Genomic DNA, 16037 nt, shown 5'->3' on the forward strand with positions numbered 1-16037 from the left:
ACGAGAAGAAAGACAGAACCATGGCATTCGCGGATTACAAGACGGCATTGGTAACGGGCGCCTCGGGCGGAATGGGCTGGGCGATCGCCGAGCGGTTGCGCGCGAAGGGCCTGGCCGTTCACGCCCTGGCCCGCAACGCCGAAAAGCTGCAGGAACTGGCGGCGCATTGCGGCGCGATCCCGCATGTGATCGACGTTTCCGACACCGAGGCCGTGTCCGCGCTGGTGAAGGATCTGGAAATCGACGTGCTGGTGAACAATGCCGGCGTATCGCGGCCGGGCAGCATCCTCACCTCCAGCGCCTTCGACATCGACGAGCAGATCGACGTCAACCTACGCGCCGCCCTGCACCTGGCCCGCCTGCTGTTGCCGGGCATGATGGAGCGCGACCGCGGCCATATCGTCAACATCACCTCGATGGCCGGGCATTACGAGTTCGGCGGCCATATCGCCTATCACGCCACCAAGGCGGCGATGCATACTGTCTCGCGCCAATTGCGCGTCGATGCCTTCGGCCGCCGGGTCCGGGTGACCGAGATCAGCCCCGGCCGGGTCGAGACCGACATCTTCGCCAAGGTCGAGAAGATCGACCCTGCCGAGGCGAAGCGCAAATATTACGAAGGCTTCGAGATGCCGCAGGTCTCGGACATCGCCGATGCCGTGGAATATGCGGTCGGGACGCCGCAATACGTCAACATCAACCTGATCGAGCTGCTGCCGACGCTGCAAGTCCCCGGCGGCCTGCGCACCGCCAAGCGCGTGGGCGACGACGTGATCCTGACCGGCAACAAGTAACGCGCCGCCCCGCCGGCATCCGAACAATCCGCACCGATGGAGATTGCCTTGAGCAACATCAAACTCGCCTCGCGCGTCACCAGCATCCGCGTCTCGCCCAGCACCGCCGCCGCGCAGAAGGTCCGCGACCTGCAGGCCGAGGGACGCAGGATCTTCAACCTCACCGTGGGCGAGCCCGATTTCGACACGCCCGACCACATCAAGGCCGCCGCCATCAGGGCGATGGAGAATGGCGAGACGAAATACACTTCGGTCAACGGCACGGTCGAGCTTCGCAAGGCCATCCAGCACGACTTCAGGACGCGGCTGGGCATCGACTGCGGGCTCAACGAGATCTGCGTCGGCGGCGGCGCCAAGCAGGTGCTGTTCGTGGCGCTGATGGCCACCGTCGAACCCGGCGACGAGGTCATCGTCCCGGCGCCCTATTGGGTGTCCTATCCCGACATGGTCATCGCCAACGGCGGCACGCCGGTCATCGTTCCCTGCGGCGAGGAGGTCGGCTTCAAGCTGACCCCCGACGCGCTGGAGGCCGCGATCACCGCGAACACCCGCTGGGTGATCCTGAACTCACCCTCCAACCCGACCGGCGCCGCCTACAGCGCGGACGAGCTGCGGGCGCTGGGACAGGTGCTGCTGCGGCATCCGCATGTGATGGTCCTCTGCGACGAGATCTACGACCGGATCTGGTTCGCCGGTTTCGAGCCCTGCAGCATCCTGACCGTCCTGCCCGAGCTGAAGCCGCAGGCTCTGGTCGTCAACGGCGTGTCCAAGTCCTATGCCATGACCGGCTGGCGGATCGGCTACGGCGTCGGGCCGCTGGCGCTGATCGATGCGATCAACAAGCTGCAATCGCAAATGTCGTCCTGCCCCTCGTCGATCAGCCAGGCGGCGGCGGCCGCCGCCCTGACCTCGGACCAGCGCTCGGTCGACGAGGCCGTGGCGGTCTATCGCCAGCGGCGCGACCGCGCCCATGCGCTGATCAACGCGATTCCCGGCCTCAGCTGCAGCCTGCCGGACGGCGCCTTCTATCTCTATCCCAGCTGCGCGGGCATGATCGGCAAGAGGACGCCGGACGGAAAGACGATCAGGAACGACCTGGATTTCAGCCTGTATCTTCTGGAAGCGGCGGGCGTCGCCTCGGTGCATGGCGGGGCCTACGGGCTAGAACCCTATTTCCGCATCTCGACCGCAACCTCGATGGAGATCATCGAAGCGGCCTGCGCCGCAATCGCCCAGGCATGCAAGGCTTTGGACTGAGAGCAGCAAAGCAAAGGGCGGGCACCCCGTTCCTTGAGCTCGGCGGGCAACGATTGCCCTGCGTCCCGGTTCGCACAAAAACCTTGACCCGCCGATCATGGCACAATTGCGCAAGACGATCTTCGTCGGCCATCTGGGTCGGCGTCGAAGGTGGTGCTGTCGAACGCGCCTTTCGTGGCGCCCCAGGCTTCAGCCTGAAAAGTTATGCCCACAACTGGGATCTGGCAGGAGGAACCCGAGGGCATCGTCCGGCGCTTTTCCCCGCGCGTTGCCCGCGATGCCGCCAGCTATCGCTTCCACCCTGCCGAGAGGCACGAGCCGCAGGACGACGGCAGCCTGATCGTGCGTTTCCGCGCCGACGGCCTGCAGGAAATAGCCTGGCATCTTGCCCGCTGGGGTGGAGAGGTCGAGGTGCTGGCCCCCCCATCGGCTGCAGCAGATGGTGCGGGATCTGGGTGCGCGGCTGGCAAGCCCGTAACGCAACCGCTTACAGGAAGCGTTTCCCCAGCTCACCGGCGGCGCTGACATCTTCGCCGATCCGCTCTCTTGCTGGTTTTGTTCTGGCGTGGAATTCGTCGCTGACATCCCTGACGAAATCCGCCGGACTCAGCCCTGCGTGAAGGATGCACTCCAGGAAGGCGCAAACGTCAAAGAGATAGCCATAAGCGCTCATCGCTGCACTCGTGTTCACGATCGGAAATATGCAGGCCGCGAAGGCAAGGATCCAAGCAAAACCCGCCACACCACGAATCCCGAGCCAGGACAAGAGCGTCGCCGCCGCAACAAGATATTCGGGGATATCCGAACTGGCATTCAGGGCGATGGATATGATCGCCCGAATACACGGTCCAGAGCAGAACAAAAACGATCAGCCCATAGATCGATTTGCTCCACCTGAGGATACCACGGGCATAAAGAGGCGTCAGCATCGCCAAGGCGGCGGCACCGGAGATCAGGGTGGGCTTGATCGAATAGTTCTTGAAGCATAAAGCAGTGGCAACAAGCAGGAAAATGATTGCCAGCAGCTTGGTCGTGCGCTCGGAAAGCGTCTCCTCGCTGGTAAGGATGTCTACGGCAGCAAAGATCTTGGCCTTTATCCAGAGAATCCATCATTCGTCATGGTCAGCATAGTGCATATTCCCACATCACGCCTGCGTGAAGGACGATTTTGAGCCGGTGTTCGAAATTTCATGTGGCACGGCCGGAATCCAACCTCCCGGCCGAGACCGGCCTTATTTGCATGTCGGCATGTCAAATGTAAGCCGGCATGGCCAACTGCCCCCGTAACGGGGTGATCGGCTTCCCAAACGGCCCCCCTTTCACTGATGGTCATGATGCCCCCGTGGTCATCGGGGGCACAGTACGGGATGCTGGTTGTGGAGACGATTGCGAAGATCCGTCGGGCGTATTTCCAGGAGTAGAGGACGATCAAGCAGATCTGCCGGGAGTTTCGGGTCTCGCGGAGTGAGACGTGAGCCGCCATTGCTTCGAGGCCACGCCGAACGGTGCGGAAGGTGATCCGGTCCGGCGCGACGGAACTGACCCATGAACGGACAATCCAGCCGCTGCCGAAGATCGGCCCTTGGAGAATCAAGCTCGACGAGATGCTGGCGGCAAGCGCCCGGAAGCCGAAGCACGAACGCCTGATCCTGATCAGGATATTCGAGGCACTCCGGTCCTTCGGCTATGACAGTGGTTACGATGCTGTCCGGCGTTACGCGGCCTCGTGGTCCAGGGAAGAACAGGAAGCTTCGGCCGCCGCCTGTGTGCCGCTGGTCTTCGATCCGGGCGAGGCTCGACCCCATCGACCGGAGCCACGGGTGAATCTCGCCTAGGCCTTTCGTTACGGGCTCAGCCGTCGTGCCTCATTCAGCCTCTTCCTTGAGGACGGCCGGGTGGCGATCGACAACAATCCCGCAGAACGCGCCCTGCGCCCGATCGGTGCCGGGCGCCGCAACTGGCTCTTCGCTGGCGCTGATACTGGTGCCGAGACGCTGGCTCCCGCCATGACCATCATCGAGACCGTCAAGATGAACGGCCTCGCTCCGCAGGCCTATCTGGCCGACATCCTGACCCGTATCCACGACCACAAGATCAACCGGCTCGACGAACTCCTGCCGTGGAATTGGGCGCCGACGACCGAAACCTTGTCCGAGACCGCCTGATGGCAACCGTCACCCATGTCCGCACCCTCGACTACGTCGCAAAGATGCTGGGCGAAGACCCCGAGCTGCTCGAAGCCATCGTCTCCAATGACGACAACCTGAGCTACGGCGCGAGCATCAGCGTCCATACCGGCCCAGACGACACCATCACCGCCCTGACCGATGACGGCATCGATGAACCGAAAGACATGCTCACGGCCGCGCGCATCACCACCGAAACCTGGCACGCGTTCCTCGACGACTTTGTCGATGACGCGGAACTCGTCGCCCGCATCAAGGCACTGTCGCCGCGGGAACAATCGGCCGGTTACGCCGCGTGCCGTCGCATGCCTGCTGAAAACCTGCGAGCGCCTGTTCTCTCTGCGGATGGGTTCGGTGTTCGATTAACTCTGACCCCAAAAGGCATCGACCCATCTGCTGCGGGGCTTCCTGGAGCCTAATCCGACCGGAGTACGGTCGTCCGAGGTGGCATGCATGCTCCGTCGGGCGACCAACGGAGAATTTTCGCCTCCTGCGGCATGAAAACCTGTGTAGCATCCAGGATTGTCCCATCCTCGATCCGCGAATTCGCCGCCTGGCAGGTGGGTGACCGTGAAAACCGTGACGCATAAACGTCGCCGTTACAGTAAGATCAAAATAAATTGTTTAATATAAATCATCTGAGAAGCGATGATGCTGCGACGCAAATGAACACATATGATTATGGGAATAGGTATGACTGAATGTCATGTGCGTGTGAATATTTATTCATACTATATAATACGTTACATGGTTGCATAAACATATTTCTACTTTATATTCATAGCCTTGGCGCGTAACAGTAAGCGTGACGAGTGCGTGACACATGTTACGTTGAAGGCTACCGGTCGGTGTGGCAAGAACGATGACCCATGAAAACCGACTGGGTTCAATCCGCGTCACCGCTGCATATCCGTGACAATTCGCCAACGCCCTTTATAGCGGTCATGCCTGCCGCTGAAGAATGAATCATGCATGTGGTTTCGCTGCTTCGCACCGATATGTTCTCGATCTGCATCGGCGGTGTCGCCTCAGGGCTGGACGACCTGTTCCCCGACTGGACCGAGCTCGACCGTTTCGGACTGGTCATCGACGAGCCCCCGGGCGGTGTGGGGGCCACCCACCTGCTGCAAGCCGCGATGATGGCCTATTGCGATGCAAAGCCGCCGCGCCGGACCAGCCGCGCTGTCTATCCCGAGATCTATGCCTTCCATATCGGCAAGTGCGACGGCGCCCATGGGCCCTATGACTTCTGGCCGGCCCGGCGCGAGGTGATCCTGCGCACCGACGATCACCGGAAGGTGCTGGACACCATCAATGATCGCGGCATCACCCGGCTTGCGGTGCCCGACCGGCCGCCGCGCCAGGTCGTGCATCGTCCGAAGAAGGTCGAGGCAGCGTTGGACCGGATCGCCTCGGCCTTTGTCTATGATGCCTCGGGGCGGGTGGCGATGTCGAGATCGCGGGCACCGACAAGCGCACCGAGTTCAACCCGACGCAGGCGCTTCGCCCGGTTTCGGAAATCGTGGCGCTGCGCCGCGCGCCCGGCGCCTTGTCCAGCAGTGGCATCCCGATCAAAGGAAAATGACGACGATTATGCGCGCTGGCTGGTCGCCTGAGATGAAGAGGTCACCGCCGAAAACCGCAGGCGGCGTTCGAGGCGCGGCAGAACCTGCGCTCGGCCGAGGGGCTTGCGACCGAGACCTATCGCCGGATCCAGGTCGTCGAGGCGCTGGAACGCCTTGCATCCGCCGGACTGCCCCGGAGTGCCACCGCGGCGGAATGAAGGCCGGCCTGCCGCTTCAGCTCCGCCGGATCGCGTCAAGGACGGCATGCACGGCCTTGTCCTTGCGGCTTTCGGGCAGCATCCATGCGGTGATCGACAGGCGCTACGCTGTTTATGCGCTTTTCATCAGGCGCCTGACTATGAGACTTCAGCTTTAACCAAATGAAAGGCCGGCCACGGATCGTGGCCGGCCTCTTTTATGCAAATGTCGGCAGTCTCAGGCCGCCAGGCCGCCATGCGGGTCCAGCACGTATTTCTTGGCCACGCCGGCGTCGAAGCTTTCATAGCCCGCCACCGCCTGGTCCAGCGGGATGATCGTCGCATTGACGATATCGGCGATGGGCAGCCGATCGTGCAGGATCGCCTGCATGAGCTGGCGGTTGTATTTCAGCACCGGGGTCTGGCCGGTGTGCAGCGACTGCGCCTTGGCCCAGCCCAGGCCGAAGCGCATCGACAGGCTGCCCTGCTTGGCGGCATTGTCGACCGCGCCCGGATCCTCGGTGACGTAAAGCCCGGGGATGCCGATCTGGCCGGCGGCGCGGGTGATCTCCATCATCTGGTTCAGCACGATGGCCGGCTGCTCGCCGCCGGAATGGCCGCGCGCCTCGAAACCCACCGCGTCGATGGCCGAATCGACCTCGGGCGTGCCGGTGATCTCGGCGATCATGTCGCCCAGCCGGTCGGATTTCGACAGGTCCACCGGCTCGAAGCCGACCTTGCGGGCATGCTCGAGCCGCTCCTTGTTGAAGTCGCCGATCATCACCACGGCCGCGCCCAGGATGCGGGCCGAGGCGGCAGCCGCCAGACCCACCGGGCCGGCGCCCGCGACATAGACCACCGAGCCGACGCCGACGCCGGCCTTGACCGCACCGTGGAAGCCGGTGGGCAGGATGTCCGACAGCATGGTCAGGTCGCGGATCTTCGACAGGGCGCGGTCGCGATCCGGGAATTTCAGCAGGTTGAAATCGGCATAGGGCACCATGACATAGCGCGCCTGGCCGCCGATCCAGCCGCCCATGTCGACATAACCATAGGCGCCGCCGGCGCGGGCCGGGTTCACCGTCAGGCAGACGCCGGTGTCGCCTTCGCGGCAGCAGCGGCAGCGGCCGCAGGCGACGTTGAACGGCACCGAGACGATGTCGCCGATCTCCAGCATCTCGACATCGGCGCCCTTCTCGATCACCTCGCCGGTGATCTCATGGCCCAGCACCAGGCCCGGTTCGGCGGTGGTGCGGCCGCGCACCATGTGCTGGTCCGAGCCGCAGATATTGGTCGAGACCACCTTCAGGATCACGCCATGCTCGATCTTGCGCCCGTCGGGGGATTGCAGTTTCGGGTCGGCGATGTTTTGCACCTCGACCTTGCCGGGGCCGATGTAGACCACGCCTCTGTTGCTGCTCATGCGATCTCTCCTCCTCATCCTTCGTGTGAAAGCTGTTTTCGTCTGTTGGCGAACGGCAGGCTTTCCGCTGTTGTTCACAGATCGATGGTAACGTTTCCGATGGGCCTTGAGCAGCAGGCGAGGATATAGCCCGCCTCGACATCCTCGTCGGTGATGCCGCCGTTGTGGACCATGTGGACCTGGCCCGAGAGCCTGAGCACCTGGCAGGTGCCGCAGATGCCCATGCCGCAGCCCGAGGGGATCGGGATGCCCGCCGCCCGCGCCGTGGCCAGGATGGTCTCGGTTTGCGCGCAGCGGGCGGTCTTGCCGGATGCGGCGAAGCTGACCTCGGCCAGCGCGTCCTCTTGCGGCACCACGTCCTCGGGCACCGCCTCGGCCTCGGCCGGCGGGGCGCCGAAGCTTTCCTGGTGATAGCGGGCCATGTCGTAGCCCAGCCCGTGCAGGATGTCGCGCACCGCCTGCATGAAGGGCTCGGGGCCGCAGCAATAGACGTCGCGCTCCAGGTAGTCGGGCGCGACCAGGCCCAGCACCAGCTGGTTGACCATGCCGCGATAGCCGGTCCAGGGCCGATAGGGGTCGGGTTCCTCGACGATCCATTTCAGGTCGATGCCGGCGACGCGCGTCGCCATGTGCTCCAGCCGCTCGCGGAAGATGATCTCGGAGGGGCGGCGGGCGCAGTTGACGAAGACGATGTCCGGCGCCCGCCCGGAATCGTAAAGGAAGGTCGTCATCGACATCATCGGCGTGATGCCCGATCCTGCCGAGATGAACAGGTATTTCGCAGCCGGATCCCGCATCATCGAGAACTTGCCCGCCGGACCCCTGGCGCGGATGCGCATCCCCGGCCGCAGGTGGTCGAACATCCAGCGCGTGCCGATGGAATCCCTTTGCGCCTTGACCGTCACCGTCAGCGAGGTCGGCCGCGAGGGCGAGGACGAGATGGTATAGGTGCGATGCAGCACCCCGTCGGGCAGGGGCAGCTCCAGCGTCAGGAACTGCCCCGGCTCATGGCTGAAGAGCGCGCCCGAGGGGCTGCGGAAGCAGAAGGTCATGACATCCGGCGCCTCGGGCAGGAACGAGACGCATTCCAGCTCCTCGGCGTCGGTCCAGAAGGCCAGCGTCGGTTTCAGCGCAGCGTTCATCGTCACTCGGCCGCCATGCGGCTGGGGCCGAGCGCACGCTCCATGGCATCCGCATACCAGTCCACGAACTGGATGACGCCGCTTTCCCAATAGTCCGAATAGGGACCGGGGACGAAGGCGGGCGTGCTGACGCCAAGCTGGTTGGTCTCGACCACTTCGCGATCCTCGTCATTGGTGGCGATCCAGACCTCGGTCAGGCGCTTGAGGTCGTAGTCCACCCCCTCGACGGCATCCTTGTGCACCAGCCAGGTGGTGGTCACTTCGGTCTCGGTCGGGCTGATCGGCATCACCCGGAAGGTCAGCGAGTGATCGGGCAGGAAATGGTTCCAGGTGGTCGGGTAGTGGAACACCATCAGCGGGCCGGCGTCGGCAAAGGGCACCCGGCCCAGGTTCTTTTGCACCGCGACCTTGCCATCCATGGTATAGCTGACCGCATCGCCTTCCAGCGGGGCGCGGGTCAGCCGGAACTGGCCGTGCTCGCCCAGGTAGAACTGCGCGGGTGCGCCCGCCGCGGTGCAGCGGTCGAAATGCGCCTGCAGTTTTTCCGAGACGCTGCCGTCGGGCATGATGCCGGACATTTCCGGGTCCAGCGGGAAGGATCGGCACAGCGACGGATGGTTCGCGCTGCAATGATAGCATTCGCGGTTGTTTTCCCACACCAGCTTCCAGTTGCCCTTCTCGATGATCGAGGAGGTATGGGCCACCTTGGCGTCGCCGAGGTCGTGCACGTCCAGATAAGGCGCCGCCTTTTGCGCGAATGTTTCGAAGTTCGGCGGGTTCCCGGCCAGGCAGATATAGACCAGGCCACCGACCTCGCGCAGATGGACGCTGCGCAGCCCGTGCTGCGAGGGGTCGAAATCGGCATTCATCTTGTCGGCCCAGACCAGCCGGCCGTCGAGGTCGTAGGTCCAGGAGTGATAGGGGCAGACCAGCTTGGCCACCTGGCCCTCGCGGGCCTTGCAGACGATCGAGCCGCGGTGCCGGCAGGAGTTGTGGAAGGCGCGGATCTCGCCGTCTCGGCCCTTGACGATGATGACGTTGTAATCGCCGATCTTCAGGGTGACGTAGCTGCCCGCCCTGGCCAGCTGGCAGGCCGGGATGGCATAGAGCCATTCGCGATACCAGATATTCTCCAGGTCGAGCTGATAGATCTCGGCCGAGGTGTAGAAGGGCTGTTCCAGCGCATGTCCGGGCCGGCGGCGCGCAAGCAGGTCATGGATGTTCGGTTGGGTGGCTGTCATTGTCGGCTTCCACGCTGAGGTTGAACTGGCCTAATATTCCGCCGACTCGTTTCCCGTTGACAACGGCATAAAAATTCATCCTGGATTAGGTGAAGTAACCTGAATACGGCCCGGCATGCCCAATCCCCATGACTTCGCCTCGATGACCGCGCTGATCTGTTTCGAGGCGGCGGCCCGCAACATGAGCTTCAAGGCCGCCGCGCAGGAGATGAACGTCACCCCCGCCGCGATCAGCCACCAGATCAAGGCGCTGGAGCGGAACCTGGGCTGCGCGCTGTTCATCCGCCGGCACCGCGGGGTCGAGCTGACCGAGAAGGGCGCCTTCCTGCTGGTTGCGCTGCAACGCGGCTTCGAGACGATCTCGGACGCCGTCAGCCGGCTGCGCGACCGGCCCGATGCCGTGGACGTGACCATCCGCACCACCACGGCGGTCAGCGCCTTGTGGCTGACCCCCAAGATCACCGCCTTCTGGAAGATCCACCCCGGCATCACCGTCTCGCAGATCATCAGCGACGTGGCCACGGCGGCCATGCCTGGCCATCCTCCTGGCCGAAGCGGCGGGAACGCGCGAGTTGGAGCAAGACGATGATGGACGGTGATTTCCTTCCGCCGGCCATCCTGCAGCGCAAGGCGGTGGTCTATGTGCGCCAATCGACCCCGGCCCAGGTAGAGCTCAACACCGAGAGCCGGCGACGGCAATGTGAACTGGTCGAGATCGCGCGTCGTCGTGGTTTCCGGACCGTGGATGTGACCTGTGACGATCTCGGCCGCTCCGCCAGCGGCATGGTGGCCCGGCCCGGCTTCGAGAAGCTTGTCGCCGCCTTGTGCGCCGGGGAAGTCGGCGCCGTGCTCTGCTTTGACGCTTCGCGGCTGGCACGCAACGGCAGGGACTGGCACCACCTGCTCGAACTGTGCGGGCTTGTCGAGGCGCGTGCCATCGACCTCGATGGGCTCTCACGATCCCTGCCTGCCGAACGACCGCCTGCTGCTCGGCATGAAGGACAGCATCAGCGAGTTCGAGCTTCGAGTTCGAGCTTGGGGTGATCCGGGCGCGCATGCTTGACGCCGCCCGGGCGAAGGCGCGCCGTGGCGAACTTCGGATCAGCGTGCCGATGGCTATATCTGGCATCGCGAGGCCGGCCTCGGCCTCGATCCCGACTTCCGGCTCCAGCAGGTCATCCGGCTGGTCTTCGAGCGATTCCGCCAGCTCGGCAGCGCACGGCAGGCGCATCTGTCGCTGGCGGCGGAGGGGGTGTTCTTTCCGCGCCCCTCGGACGGCAAGCGCCTGACCTCCTTCGACTGGACGGCGATCCGCTATCGCAACGTCATCGGGCTGCTGAAGAACCCCTTCTACGCCGGGGCCTATGTCTATGGAAAGAGCGAGAAGCGCATCGAACTGGTCGACGGTCGCGCGCGCAAGACCTACGGCCATGGCAAGCCGCCTGAGGCGTGGGACGTGTTGATCCGCGATCATCATGCCGCCTATATCGATTGGGCGGAATACGAGCGGAACCAGATGCTGCTCGCAGCCAACGCCTATGGACGTGCGGGAGGACAGAAGTCGGGGCGGGGCGGTCGTGCCCTTCTTGCCGGCATGCTGACCTGCGGGCGCTGTGGCCGCGGCCTGGCCGTCGCCTATGCCGGCGCCCCGCCGGGGCGTCCGACCTATCGCTGCGACCGGCCCAATCTCATGCTCGGCCTGCCGCGCTGTCTCAGCTTCGGCGGATCCCGTGTGGACGCCGCGATCGCATCGGAGATACTGCGGGTGGTCGAGCCGATGGCGATCGAGGCCGCACTGGAGGCGGAGCGAATGCACAGGGAAGGAGAGGCCGAGCGCCGGCGGGTGGCCGAACTCGACCTGCAGCAGTCAGAATACGATGCTTCGCTGGCGGAACGGCGCTATGCCGCCTGCGACCCGGAGAACCGGCTTATCGCAGCCCAGCTCGAGAAGCATTGGGAAGCCGCACTGCGCCGTGTCGAGGCTTGCCGGGCGCGCCTTGCCGCGACGGATACCTTGGACCCGACCACGCCGATGCCCGACTTCGAGGGCTTGGCGGCGGATCTTTCCGCAGCCTGGTCGGCACAGGGTGTCACGACCCGAAGCCGCCAGCAACTGATCCGGGCGCTGTTCTCGGACATCATCGCCGACGTCGATGACGCGACACGGGAGGTCGTGCTGACGATTCACTGGCAAGGCGGTCAGCATTCGCAATTGCGGGTGCGCAAGCCACGGACGGGGGAGCACGGTTGCCAGACACCGGAACAGGCTCTTGTCGTGATGGAAAGCATGGCGACGCGCTTTTCCGATGCCGATATCGCGGCCACCTTGAACCGGATGGGCGTGCGAACCGGCCAGGACAAGACCTGGACGGCGCACCGGGTGGCCTCCATCCGCAGGGTCCGCAGGATCCACGCCTTTCGCTCGGCCGAGAAGGACGGAGCATGGCTCACAATGCGCGAGGCCGCGGCAAAACTCGGGGTGACCAGCCATGTCGTGCGACGCATGATCCAGGACGGGATCCTGCCCGCCGAGCAGGTCGTTCCGGGCGCACCCTGGCAAATCCAGGCCGAGAATCTTGAGAATGATGACGTCATCAAGGCCCTCCGGCAAAAAGGACGCCCGCGTCGGCCCATCAGCGTCGGCCCATCAATCGAGACCAGCTTCCAATGTTTCCAGATGCTTGAAGAAGAGGGGCGTAATGACTCACCAATCGCGATCGGGCGGAAGAGATTTTCGACCCTATTGGATTCGATCTCGACGCGGCCATCTTCGAGGAACAGTTCGAAAGATGGCCAGCGGCTGAAACCATATCGGAAAGCCCTGGCGAGATCGCCCTTGCCGGGAATGCGCAGCAGCTGGGCCTCGGTCCATGCCTTAACAGGCTGCTGAAAAAGTCCTTGCGGCAGGACAGCGCGGGCGGGGAACCGGGAAATCCGCCTCAAATTTGCCGAAAACACCCCATTTTCGGGCCGATATTAGCTGGATCCAGAACGATTTCCGCTGCGTCACCCTCTCAAAATCCTTTTTCAGCAGCCTGTTAAAGGCATCAACCATAGGTCGGGAGTGCGTCTGGCGCGCGGCCTTTCGCAGTTCGGCGGACTGGCCGGCGATTTCGCGTTCGACATCGTAGAGCTTGATCGTAGAGCTTGCCGATCCGCTCCAGGGCCCCCCGGGCGATCTCGGATTTCGTGCCTTCCCACACATCGTGGAAGTCGCGGCGCAGATGCGCCCAGCAGGCCGCCTCGCGGAATTGGCGGCTGCCATCCGCGCGCGGGGCGTAGAGCGGGTTGAAGCCGGCATAGGCGTCCGCTTGCAGGATGCCACCGCTGTCTTGCGGGTGGTGCTGGGGATGCTCCCCTTTCCGGTCCGGGGAGAAGCGGTAGACGACGCCGGGCGGCGCAGTGCCGGCCCAAGGCCTCTGATCCGAGACATAGGCCCAGACCCGACCCTGCTTGACGCCTTTGCCGAAGCCACGATCCCGGCGTGACCGCTCAAGGACGCGGATGGGCGTGTCGTCCGCATGCAGGATCGGTGCCGCCATGACTTCGGCCTCGATCCGCTCGATCACTGGGATGAGCACTTTCATGGCCCGACCACACCAGCCCAAGAGCGTGCTGTCCGGAATGTCGGCCCCCATGCGGGCGAATATCTCGTGCTGGCGATAGAGCGGGAGGTGGTCGTCGAACTTGGAGACGAGGATCTGGGCCAGCAGCCCCGGCCCGGCCATGCTGCCGGGAATGGGACGGCTCGGCGCGGCAGGCTGCACCATTCTCTCGCAGCGGCGGCAGGACTTCTTCACCCGCGCGATCTGGATCACCTTCATCTGGGCTGCGACCAGGTCGAGCAACTCGCTGACATCCTCGGCCACCACACGCAGATCGCCGCCGCAATCAGGGCAACACGGACCGGGATCGAGCTCGCGGCGTTCGCGGGGTGTTGCGTCCGAGACGCGCGGACGGCGGCGAGGCCTGGGCTCCGCGACAGGGTTGTCGGTCTCGGCAGGCTCGTCTTCCTTGATCGGCCCGCCACTCTGCTCGGCAACCGCGACAAGCAGGTCTTCCAGCGTCAGTTCCAACTGGGCGATCTCGCGCTCGATCTTTTCCGAGGACTTGCCGAAGGCCTGTTTCTGCAGTTTTGCGATCCGCAGGCACAGGGCCTGAACAAGCTGCTCATGGGCCTGGAGCGTGGCCGGCATGCGTGCATTCTCCGCCTGAAGCGCGGCAATCATTGCCTTCAGGACAGTGGGATTATCCGAGAGAATGTTGGCATCATCAGACATGCCGACCGATACCACGCGCAGGTCGATATGGCCAATAAAACAAGGGGTTTCAGAAAGATAATTACCCGACCCGCGCAGGCGGCGCGCCCCAATCCGGCCTGCGCCAATCAATTCCTTCCCAGAGCATGGCAAGCTGCGCCGAAGTCAGGCGCATCGATCCTTCGCTACTGCCGGGCCAAGGGAAGCGGCCCCGCTCCAGGATCTTGTAGTAGAGGCAGAAGCCCTGGCCGTCCCAATAGAGCAGCTTCAGCCTGTCGCCGCGACGGCCGCGGAAGGCGAAGACCGCGCCGCAGGTCGGGTTCTGGCGCAGCACGTCCCGGGCCAAAGCCGCCAGCCCCTCGATCCCCTTGCGCATGTCGGTCACGCCGCAGGCCAGATAGACCCTGACACCGGTTCCGGGGCCGATCATGCCGCCTCGACCACCCGGATCAGCCGCACCAGAACAGCAGGCTCCAGATCTGGCGCGAAGCGCAGGCAGCGGCCATTGGCCAGAACCAACTCAATCTGCGGATCGGGTGCGGTCGGACTGGCCAGCGCCGCCTCCGGCAAAGCCGGTTCCATCGGCTCAGGCGCCGAGATCGGCAGAAACAGCGCATCGGCGGTCGGGAACAGCAGCCCTTTCTTCTTCAGCTCGTGCCGCCAGGCGTAGATCTGCTGACGCGTCACCTCATGGCTCTGCGCGACCTGCGTGACCGTCGCACCATCGGCGCCAACCGACAGCACGATCGCGAGCTTCTCCTCGTCATCCCACCGCCGCCGCCGCCGTTCCAACCCAAGGACATCGCCACGCATCCTCAACCCCGCATAAGAGACGTCGTTAACGACGTCGTTATGCACCTCCCATAGCCGATCCGCCCAAACTCAGGCAGGCGGTGCCAACCGGCCGGTTACCTCTTTTCTGCCTAGGCGATCTGGAAGCCGTGTTTCAGCGGGTCGTCGTCATCGACCAGGATGGTGTTGTGGCCGGTGATCCGGGCCCAGCCGCCGATGCTGGGCAGGATGCCGGCATGGTCGCCGACCATGACCGCCTGCTCGGCCCGGCCTTCGAAGACGGTGCCGATCAGGCTCTTGTTGCGGAAGCTTTCGCCGACCGCCAGCCGGCCCTTGCCATGAAGCTGCGCCATGCGCGCCGAGGTGCCGGTGCCGCCGGGCGAGCGGTCGATGGCCTTGTCGCCATAGAAGACCGCGTCGCGACCGTCGCAATCCGGCGCGTCCGGGCCGTCGCACCAGACCGCGTGATGGACGCCGCGGATGCGCGCGTCCTCGGGGTGGACGACCTTGTCGCCGATCCCGGCCAGCGCCTCGCGCAGCGCCCGGCTGTGGGTCACGATCTCCGCCGCGGTCATGCCGGTCAGGCCGGGCCAGTTTTCCTGCGGCTCGATCACCGCGTAGAAATTGCCGCCATAGGCGATGTCCACCACCAGCGGGCCAAGGCCGGGCACGTCGACGCGGACATCGGCGCTGTGCAGGAAGCTCGGCACGTTGAACAGCCGCACCGAGGCGACGCGCTCGCCGTCCATGGTGTATTCCACGTCGACCCGGCCGGCGGGGGTCTCGATGGCCAGCCTGCCGGAGATCTTGGGCGTGACCAGCCCTTCCTCGATGGCGACGGTGGCCAGGCCGATGGTGCCGGCGCCGCACATCGGCAGGCAGCCCGAAACCTCGATGAACAGCGCCGCGAGGTCGCAATCCTCGCGATGGGCCGGGTAGATAATGACGCCCGACATGATGTCATGGCCGCGCGGCTCGAACATCAGCGCGGTGCGCACCCAGTCGTGGTCGCGCAGGAACAGGTCGCGGCGCTCGAAGATCGGCAGGTGCGGCAAGAGCGGCGCGCCCCCGGCTACGACCCGGACCGGGTTGCCGCAGGTATGGCTGTCGATGCAGAAGAAGCGGTGGCGCATGGATCATTCCTTGTCAGCGGATTGGGGTTCGTCATGTCAAAGGGCCGG

The 16037-nt window shown here is 64.3% G+C and carries 12 protein-coding genes and 6 pseudogenes; 9 read left to right on the top strand and 9 right to left on the bottom strand.

Translation table 11 applies throughout. The features are described from left to right. Nucleotides 1-20: 20 nt before the first annotated feature. Nucleotides 21-794: an SDR family oxidoreductase gene (locus KF941_RS18025; protein WP_072463280.1), complete on the top strand. Its 774-nt coding sequence runs from the start codon at nt 21-23 to the stop codon at nt 792-794. 36 nt (nt 795-830) lie between these two features. Further along, on the top strand, nt 831-2051 hold the full coding sequence (locus tag KF941_RS18030; protein ID WP_114537911.1) for an aspartate transaminase: 1221 nt from the start codon (nt 831-833) through the stop codon (nt 2049-2051). A 487-nt stretch (nt 2052-2538) separates the two neighbouring features. Here KF941_RS18030 and KF941_RS18040 read toward each other — a convergent pair whose 3' ends face one another. Continuing rightward, nucleotides 2539-2913: a hypothetical protein gene (locus KF941_RS18040; RefSeq protein ID WP_214274110.1), complete on the bottom strand. Its 375-nt coding sequence runs from the start codon at nt 2911-2913 to the stop codon at nt 2539-2541. A 565-nt stretch (nt 2914-3478) separates the two neighbouring features. Between KF941_RS18040 and KF941_RS18045 the strand changes: the two are divergent. The 4 genes and pseudogenes from KF941_RS18045 to KF941_RS18060 form a co-directional block, all read left to right on the top strand. Further along, nucleotides 3479-3844, top strand: a pseudogene (locus KF941_RS18045) (IS21 family transposase); the annotation flags it as partial. A gap of 30 nt (nt 3845-3874) precedes the next feature. After that, nucleotides 3875-4216, top strand: a pseudogene (locus KF941_RS18050) (transposase domain-containing protein); the annotation flags it as partial. Next, on the top strand, nt 4216-4656 hold the full coding sequence (locus KF941_RS18055) for a hypothetical protein (RefSeq protein ID WP_240540477.1): 441 nt from the start codon (nt 4216-4218) through the stop codon (nt 4654-4656). The pseudogene KF941_RS18050 and the gene KF941_RS18055, both read left to right, overlap by 1 nt. A 549-nt stretch (nt 4657-5205) precedes the next feature. Next, nucleotides 5206-5853, top strand: a complete 648-nt coding sequence (locus KF941_RS18060) for a hypothetical protein (protein WP_214274111.1) — start codon at nt 5206-5208, stop codon at nt 5851-5853. 384 nt (nt 5854-6237) lie between these two features. Here the strand turns inward: KF941_RS18060 and fdhA are convergent, their stop codons facing one another. The 3 genes from fdhA to KF941_RS18075 all read right to left on the bottom strand — a co-directional run bounded on the left by fdhA (nt 6238) and on the right by KF941_RS18075 (nt 9805). Further along, complete coding sequence (gene fdhA / locus KF941_RS18065; protein ID WP_036758238.1) at nt 6238-7422, bottom strand: formaldehyde dehydrogenase, glutathione-independent; 1185 nt, start codon at nt 7420-7422, stop codon at nt 6238-6240. A gap of 74 nt (nt 7423-7496) precedes the next feature. Beyond that, the gene (locus KF941_RS18070; protein ID WP_214273651.1) at nt 7497-8564 is read right to left on the bottom strand and encodes a hybrid-cluster NAD(P)-dependent oxidoreductase; all 1068 of its coding nucleotides are present in this window, start codon (nt 8562-8564) and stop codon (nt 7497-7499) included. Nucleotides 8565-8566: 2 nt separating this feature from the next. Further along, on the bottom strand, nt 8567-9805 hold the full coding sequence (locus KF941_RS18075; RefSeq protein ID WP_214272740.1) for an aromatic ring-hydroxylating dioxygenase subunit alpha: 1239 nt from the start codon (nt 9803-9805) through the stop codon (nt 8567-8569). A gap of 115 nt (nt 9806-9920) precedes the next feature. On the opposite strand from KF941_RS18075, the pseudogene KF941_RS18080 reads away from it, so the two are divergent. From KF941_RS18080 to KF941_RS28575, 3 genes and pseudogenes are all read left to right on the top strand, one after another. Further along, a pseudogene (locus KF941_RS18080) lies at nt 9921-10322 on the top strand (LysR family transcriptional regulator); the annotation flags it as partial. A 68-nt stretch (nt 10323-10390) separates the two neighbouring features. Then, a complete protein-coding gene (locus KF941_RS28075) occupies nt 10391-10849 on the top strand; it encodes a recombinase family protein (RefSeq protein ID WP_240540478.1) in 459 nt (152 codons plus the stop codon). 139 nt (nt 10850-10988) lie between these two features. Next, nucleotides 10989-11498 (top strand): annotated as a pseudogene (locus tag KF941_RS28575) (recombinase family protein); the annotation flags it as partial. A gap of 1013 nt (nt 11499-12511) precedes the next feature. On the opposite strand, the pseudogene KF941_RS18090 reads toward KF941_RS28575, so the two are convergent. The 5 genes and pseudogenes from KF941_RS18090 to KF941_RS18110 all read right to left on the bottom strand — a co-directional run. Beyond that, nucleotides 12512-12679: pseudogene (locus KF941_RS18090) on the bottom strand (transposase); the annotation flags it as partial. Nucleotides 12680-12845: 166 nt separating this feature from the next. Next, nucleotides 12846-14085, bottom strand: a pseudogene (locus KF941_RS18095) (IS66 family transposase); the annotation flags it as partial. A gap of 61 nt (nt 14086-14146) precedes the next feature. Then, nucleotides 14147-14494 carry an IS66 family insertion sequence element accessory protein TnpB gene (gene tnpB, locus KF941_RS18100; RefSeq protein WP_036756641.1) on the bottom strand — a complete coding sequence of 116 codons (348 nt, stop codon included), beginning with the start codon at nt 14492-14494 and terminating at the stop codon, nt 14147-14149. Beyond that, nucleotides 14491-14877 carry a transposase gene (locus tag KF941_RS18105; RefSeq protein ID WP_214274112.1) on the bottom strand — a complete coding sequence of 129 codons (387 nt, stop codon included), beginning with the start codon at nt 14875-14877 and terminating at the stop codon, nt 14491-14493. The genes tnpB and KF941_RS18105 overlap by 4 nt, the downstream gene beginning before the upstream one ends. 110 nt (nt 14878-14987) lie before the next feature. Continuing rightward, the gene (locus KF941_RS18110) at nt 14988-15989 is read right to left on the bottom strand and encodes a 4-hydroxyproline epimerase (protein ID WP_214274113.1); all 1002 of its coding nucleotides are present in this window, start codon (nt 15987-15989) and stop codon (nt 14988-14990) included. Nucleotides 15990-16037 lie beyond the last annotated feature (48 nt).

The sequence above is a fragment of the Paracoccus sp. pheM1 genome (genome assembly GCF_018499825.1).
Taxonomy (GTDB): domain Bacteria; phylum Pseudomonadota; class Alphaproteobacteria; order Rhodobacterales; family Rhodobacteraceae; genus Paracoccus; species Paracoccus versutus.

Excerpts from the sequence above, each read along its gene's own strand:
- KF941_RS18025 (WP_072463280.1), top strand. The coding sequence starts at position 21 with ATGGCATTCGCGGATTACAAGACGGCATTGGTAACGGGCGCCTCGGGC.
- KF941_RS18030 (WP_114537911.1), top strand. The coding sequence starts at position 831 with ATGGAGATTGCCTTGAGCAACATCAAACTCGCCTCGCGCGTCACCAGC.
- KF941_RS18055 (WP_240540477.1), top strand. The coding sequence starts at position 4,216 with ATGGCAACCGTCACCCATGTCCGCACCCTCGACTACGTCGCAAAGATG.
- KF941_RS18060 (WP_214274111.1), top strand. The coding sequence starts at position 5,206 with ATGCATGTGGTTTCGCTGCTTCGCACCGATATGTTCTCGATCTGCATC.
- fdhA (WP_036758238.1), bottom strand. The coding sequence starts at position 7,422 with ATGAGCAGCAACAGAGGCGTGGTCTACATCGGCCCCGGCAAGGTCGAG.
- KF941_RS18070 (WP_214273651.1), bottom strand. The coding sequence starts at position 8,564 with ATGAACGCTGCGCTGAAACCGACGCTGGCCTTCTGGACCGACGCCGAG.
- KF941_RS18075 (WP_214272740.1), bottom strand. The coding sequence starts at position 9,805 with ATGACAGCCACCCAACCGAACATCCATGACCTGCTTGCGCGCCGCCGG.
- KF941_RS28075 (WP_240540478.1), top strand. The coding sequence starts at position 10,391 with ATGATGGACGGTGATTTCCTTCCGCCGGCCATCCTGCAGCGCAAGGCG.
- tnpB (WP_036756641.1), bottom strand. The coding sequence starts at position 14,494 with ATGATCGGCCCCGGAACCGGTGTCAGGGTCTATCTGGCCTGCGGCGTG.
- KF941_RS18105 (WP_214274112.1), bottom strand. The coding sequence starts at position 14,877 with ATGCGTGGCGATGTCCTTGGGTTGGAACGGCGGCGGCGGCGGTGGGAT.
- KF941_RS18110 (WP_214274113.1), bottom strand. The coding sequence starts at position 15,989 with ATGCGCCACCGCTTCTTCTGCATCGACAGCCATACCTGCGGCAACCCG.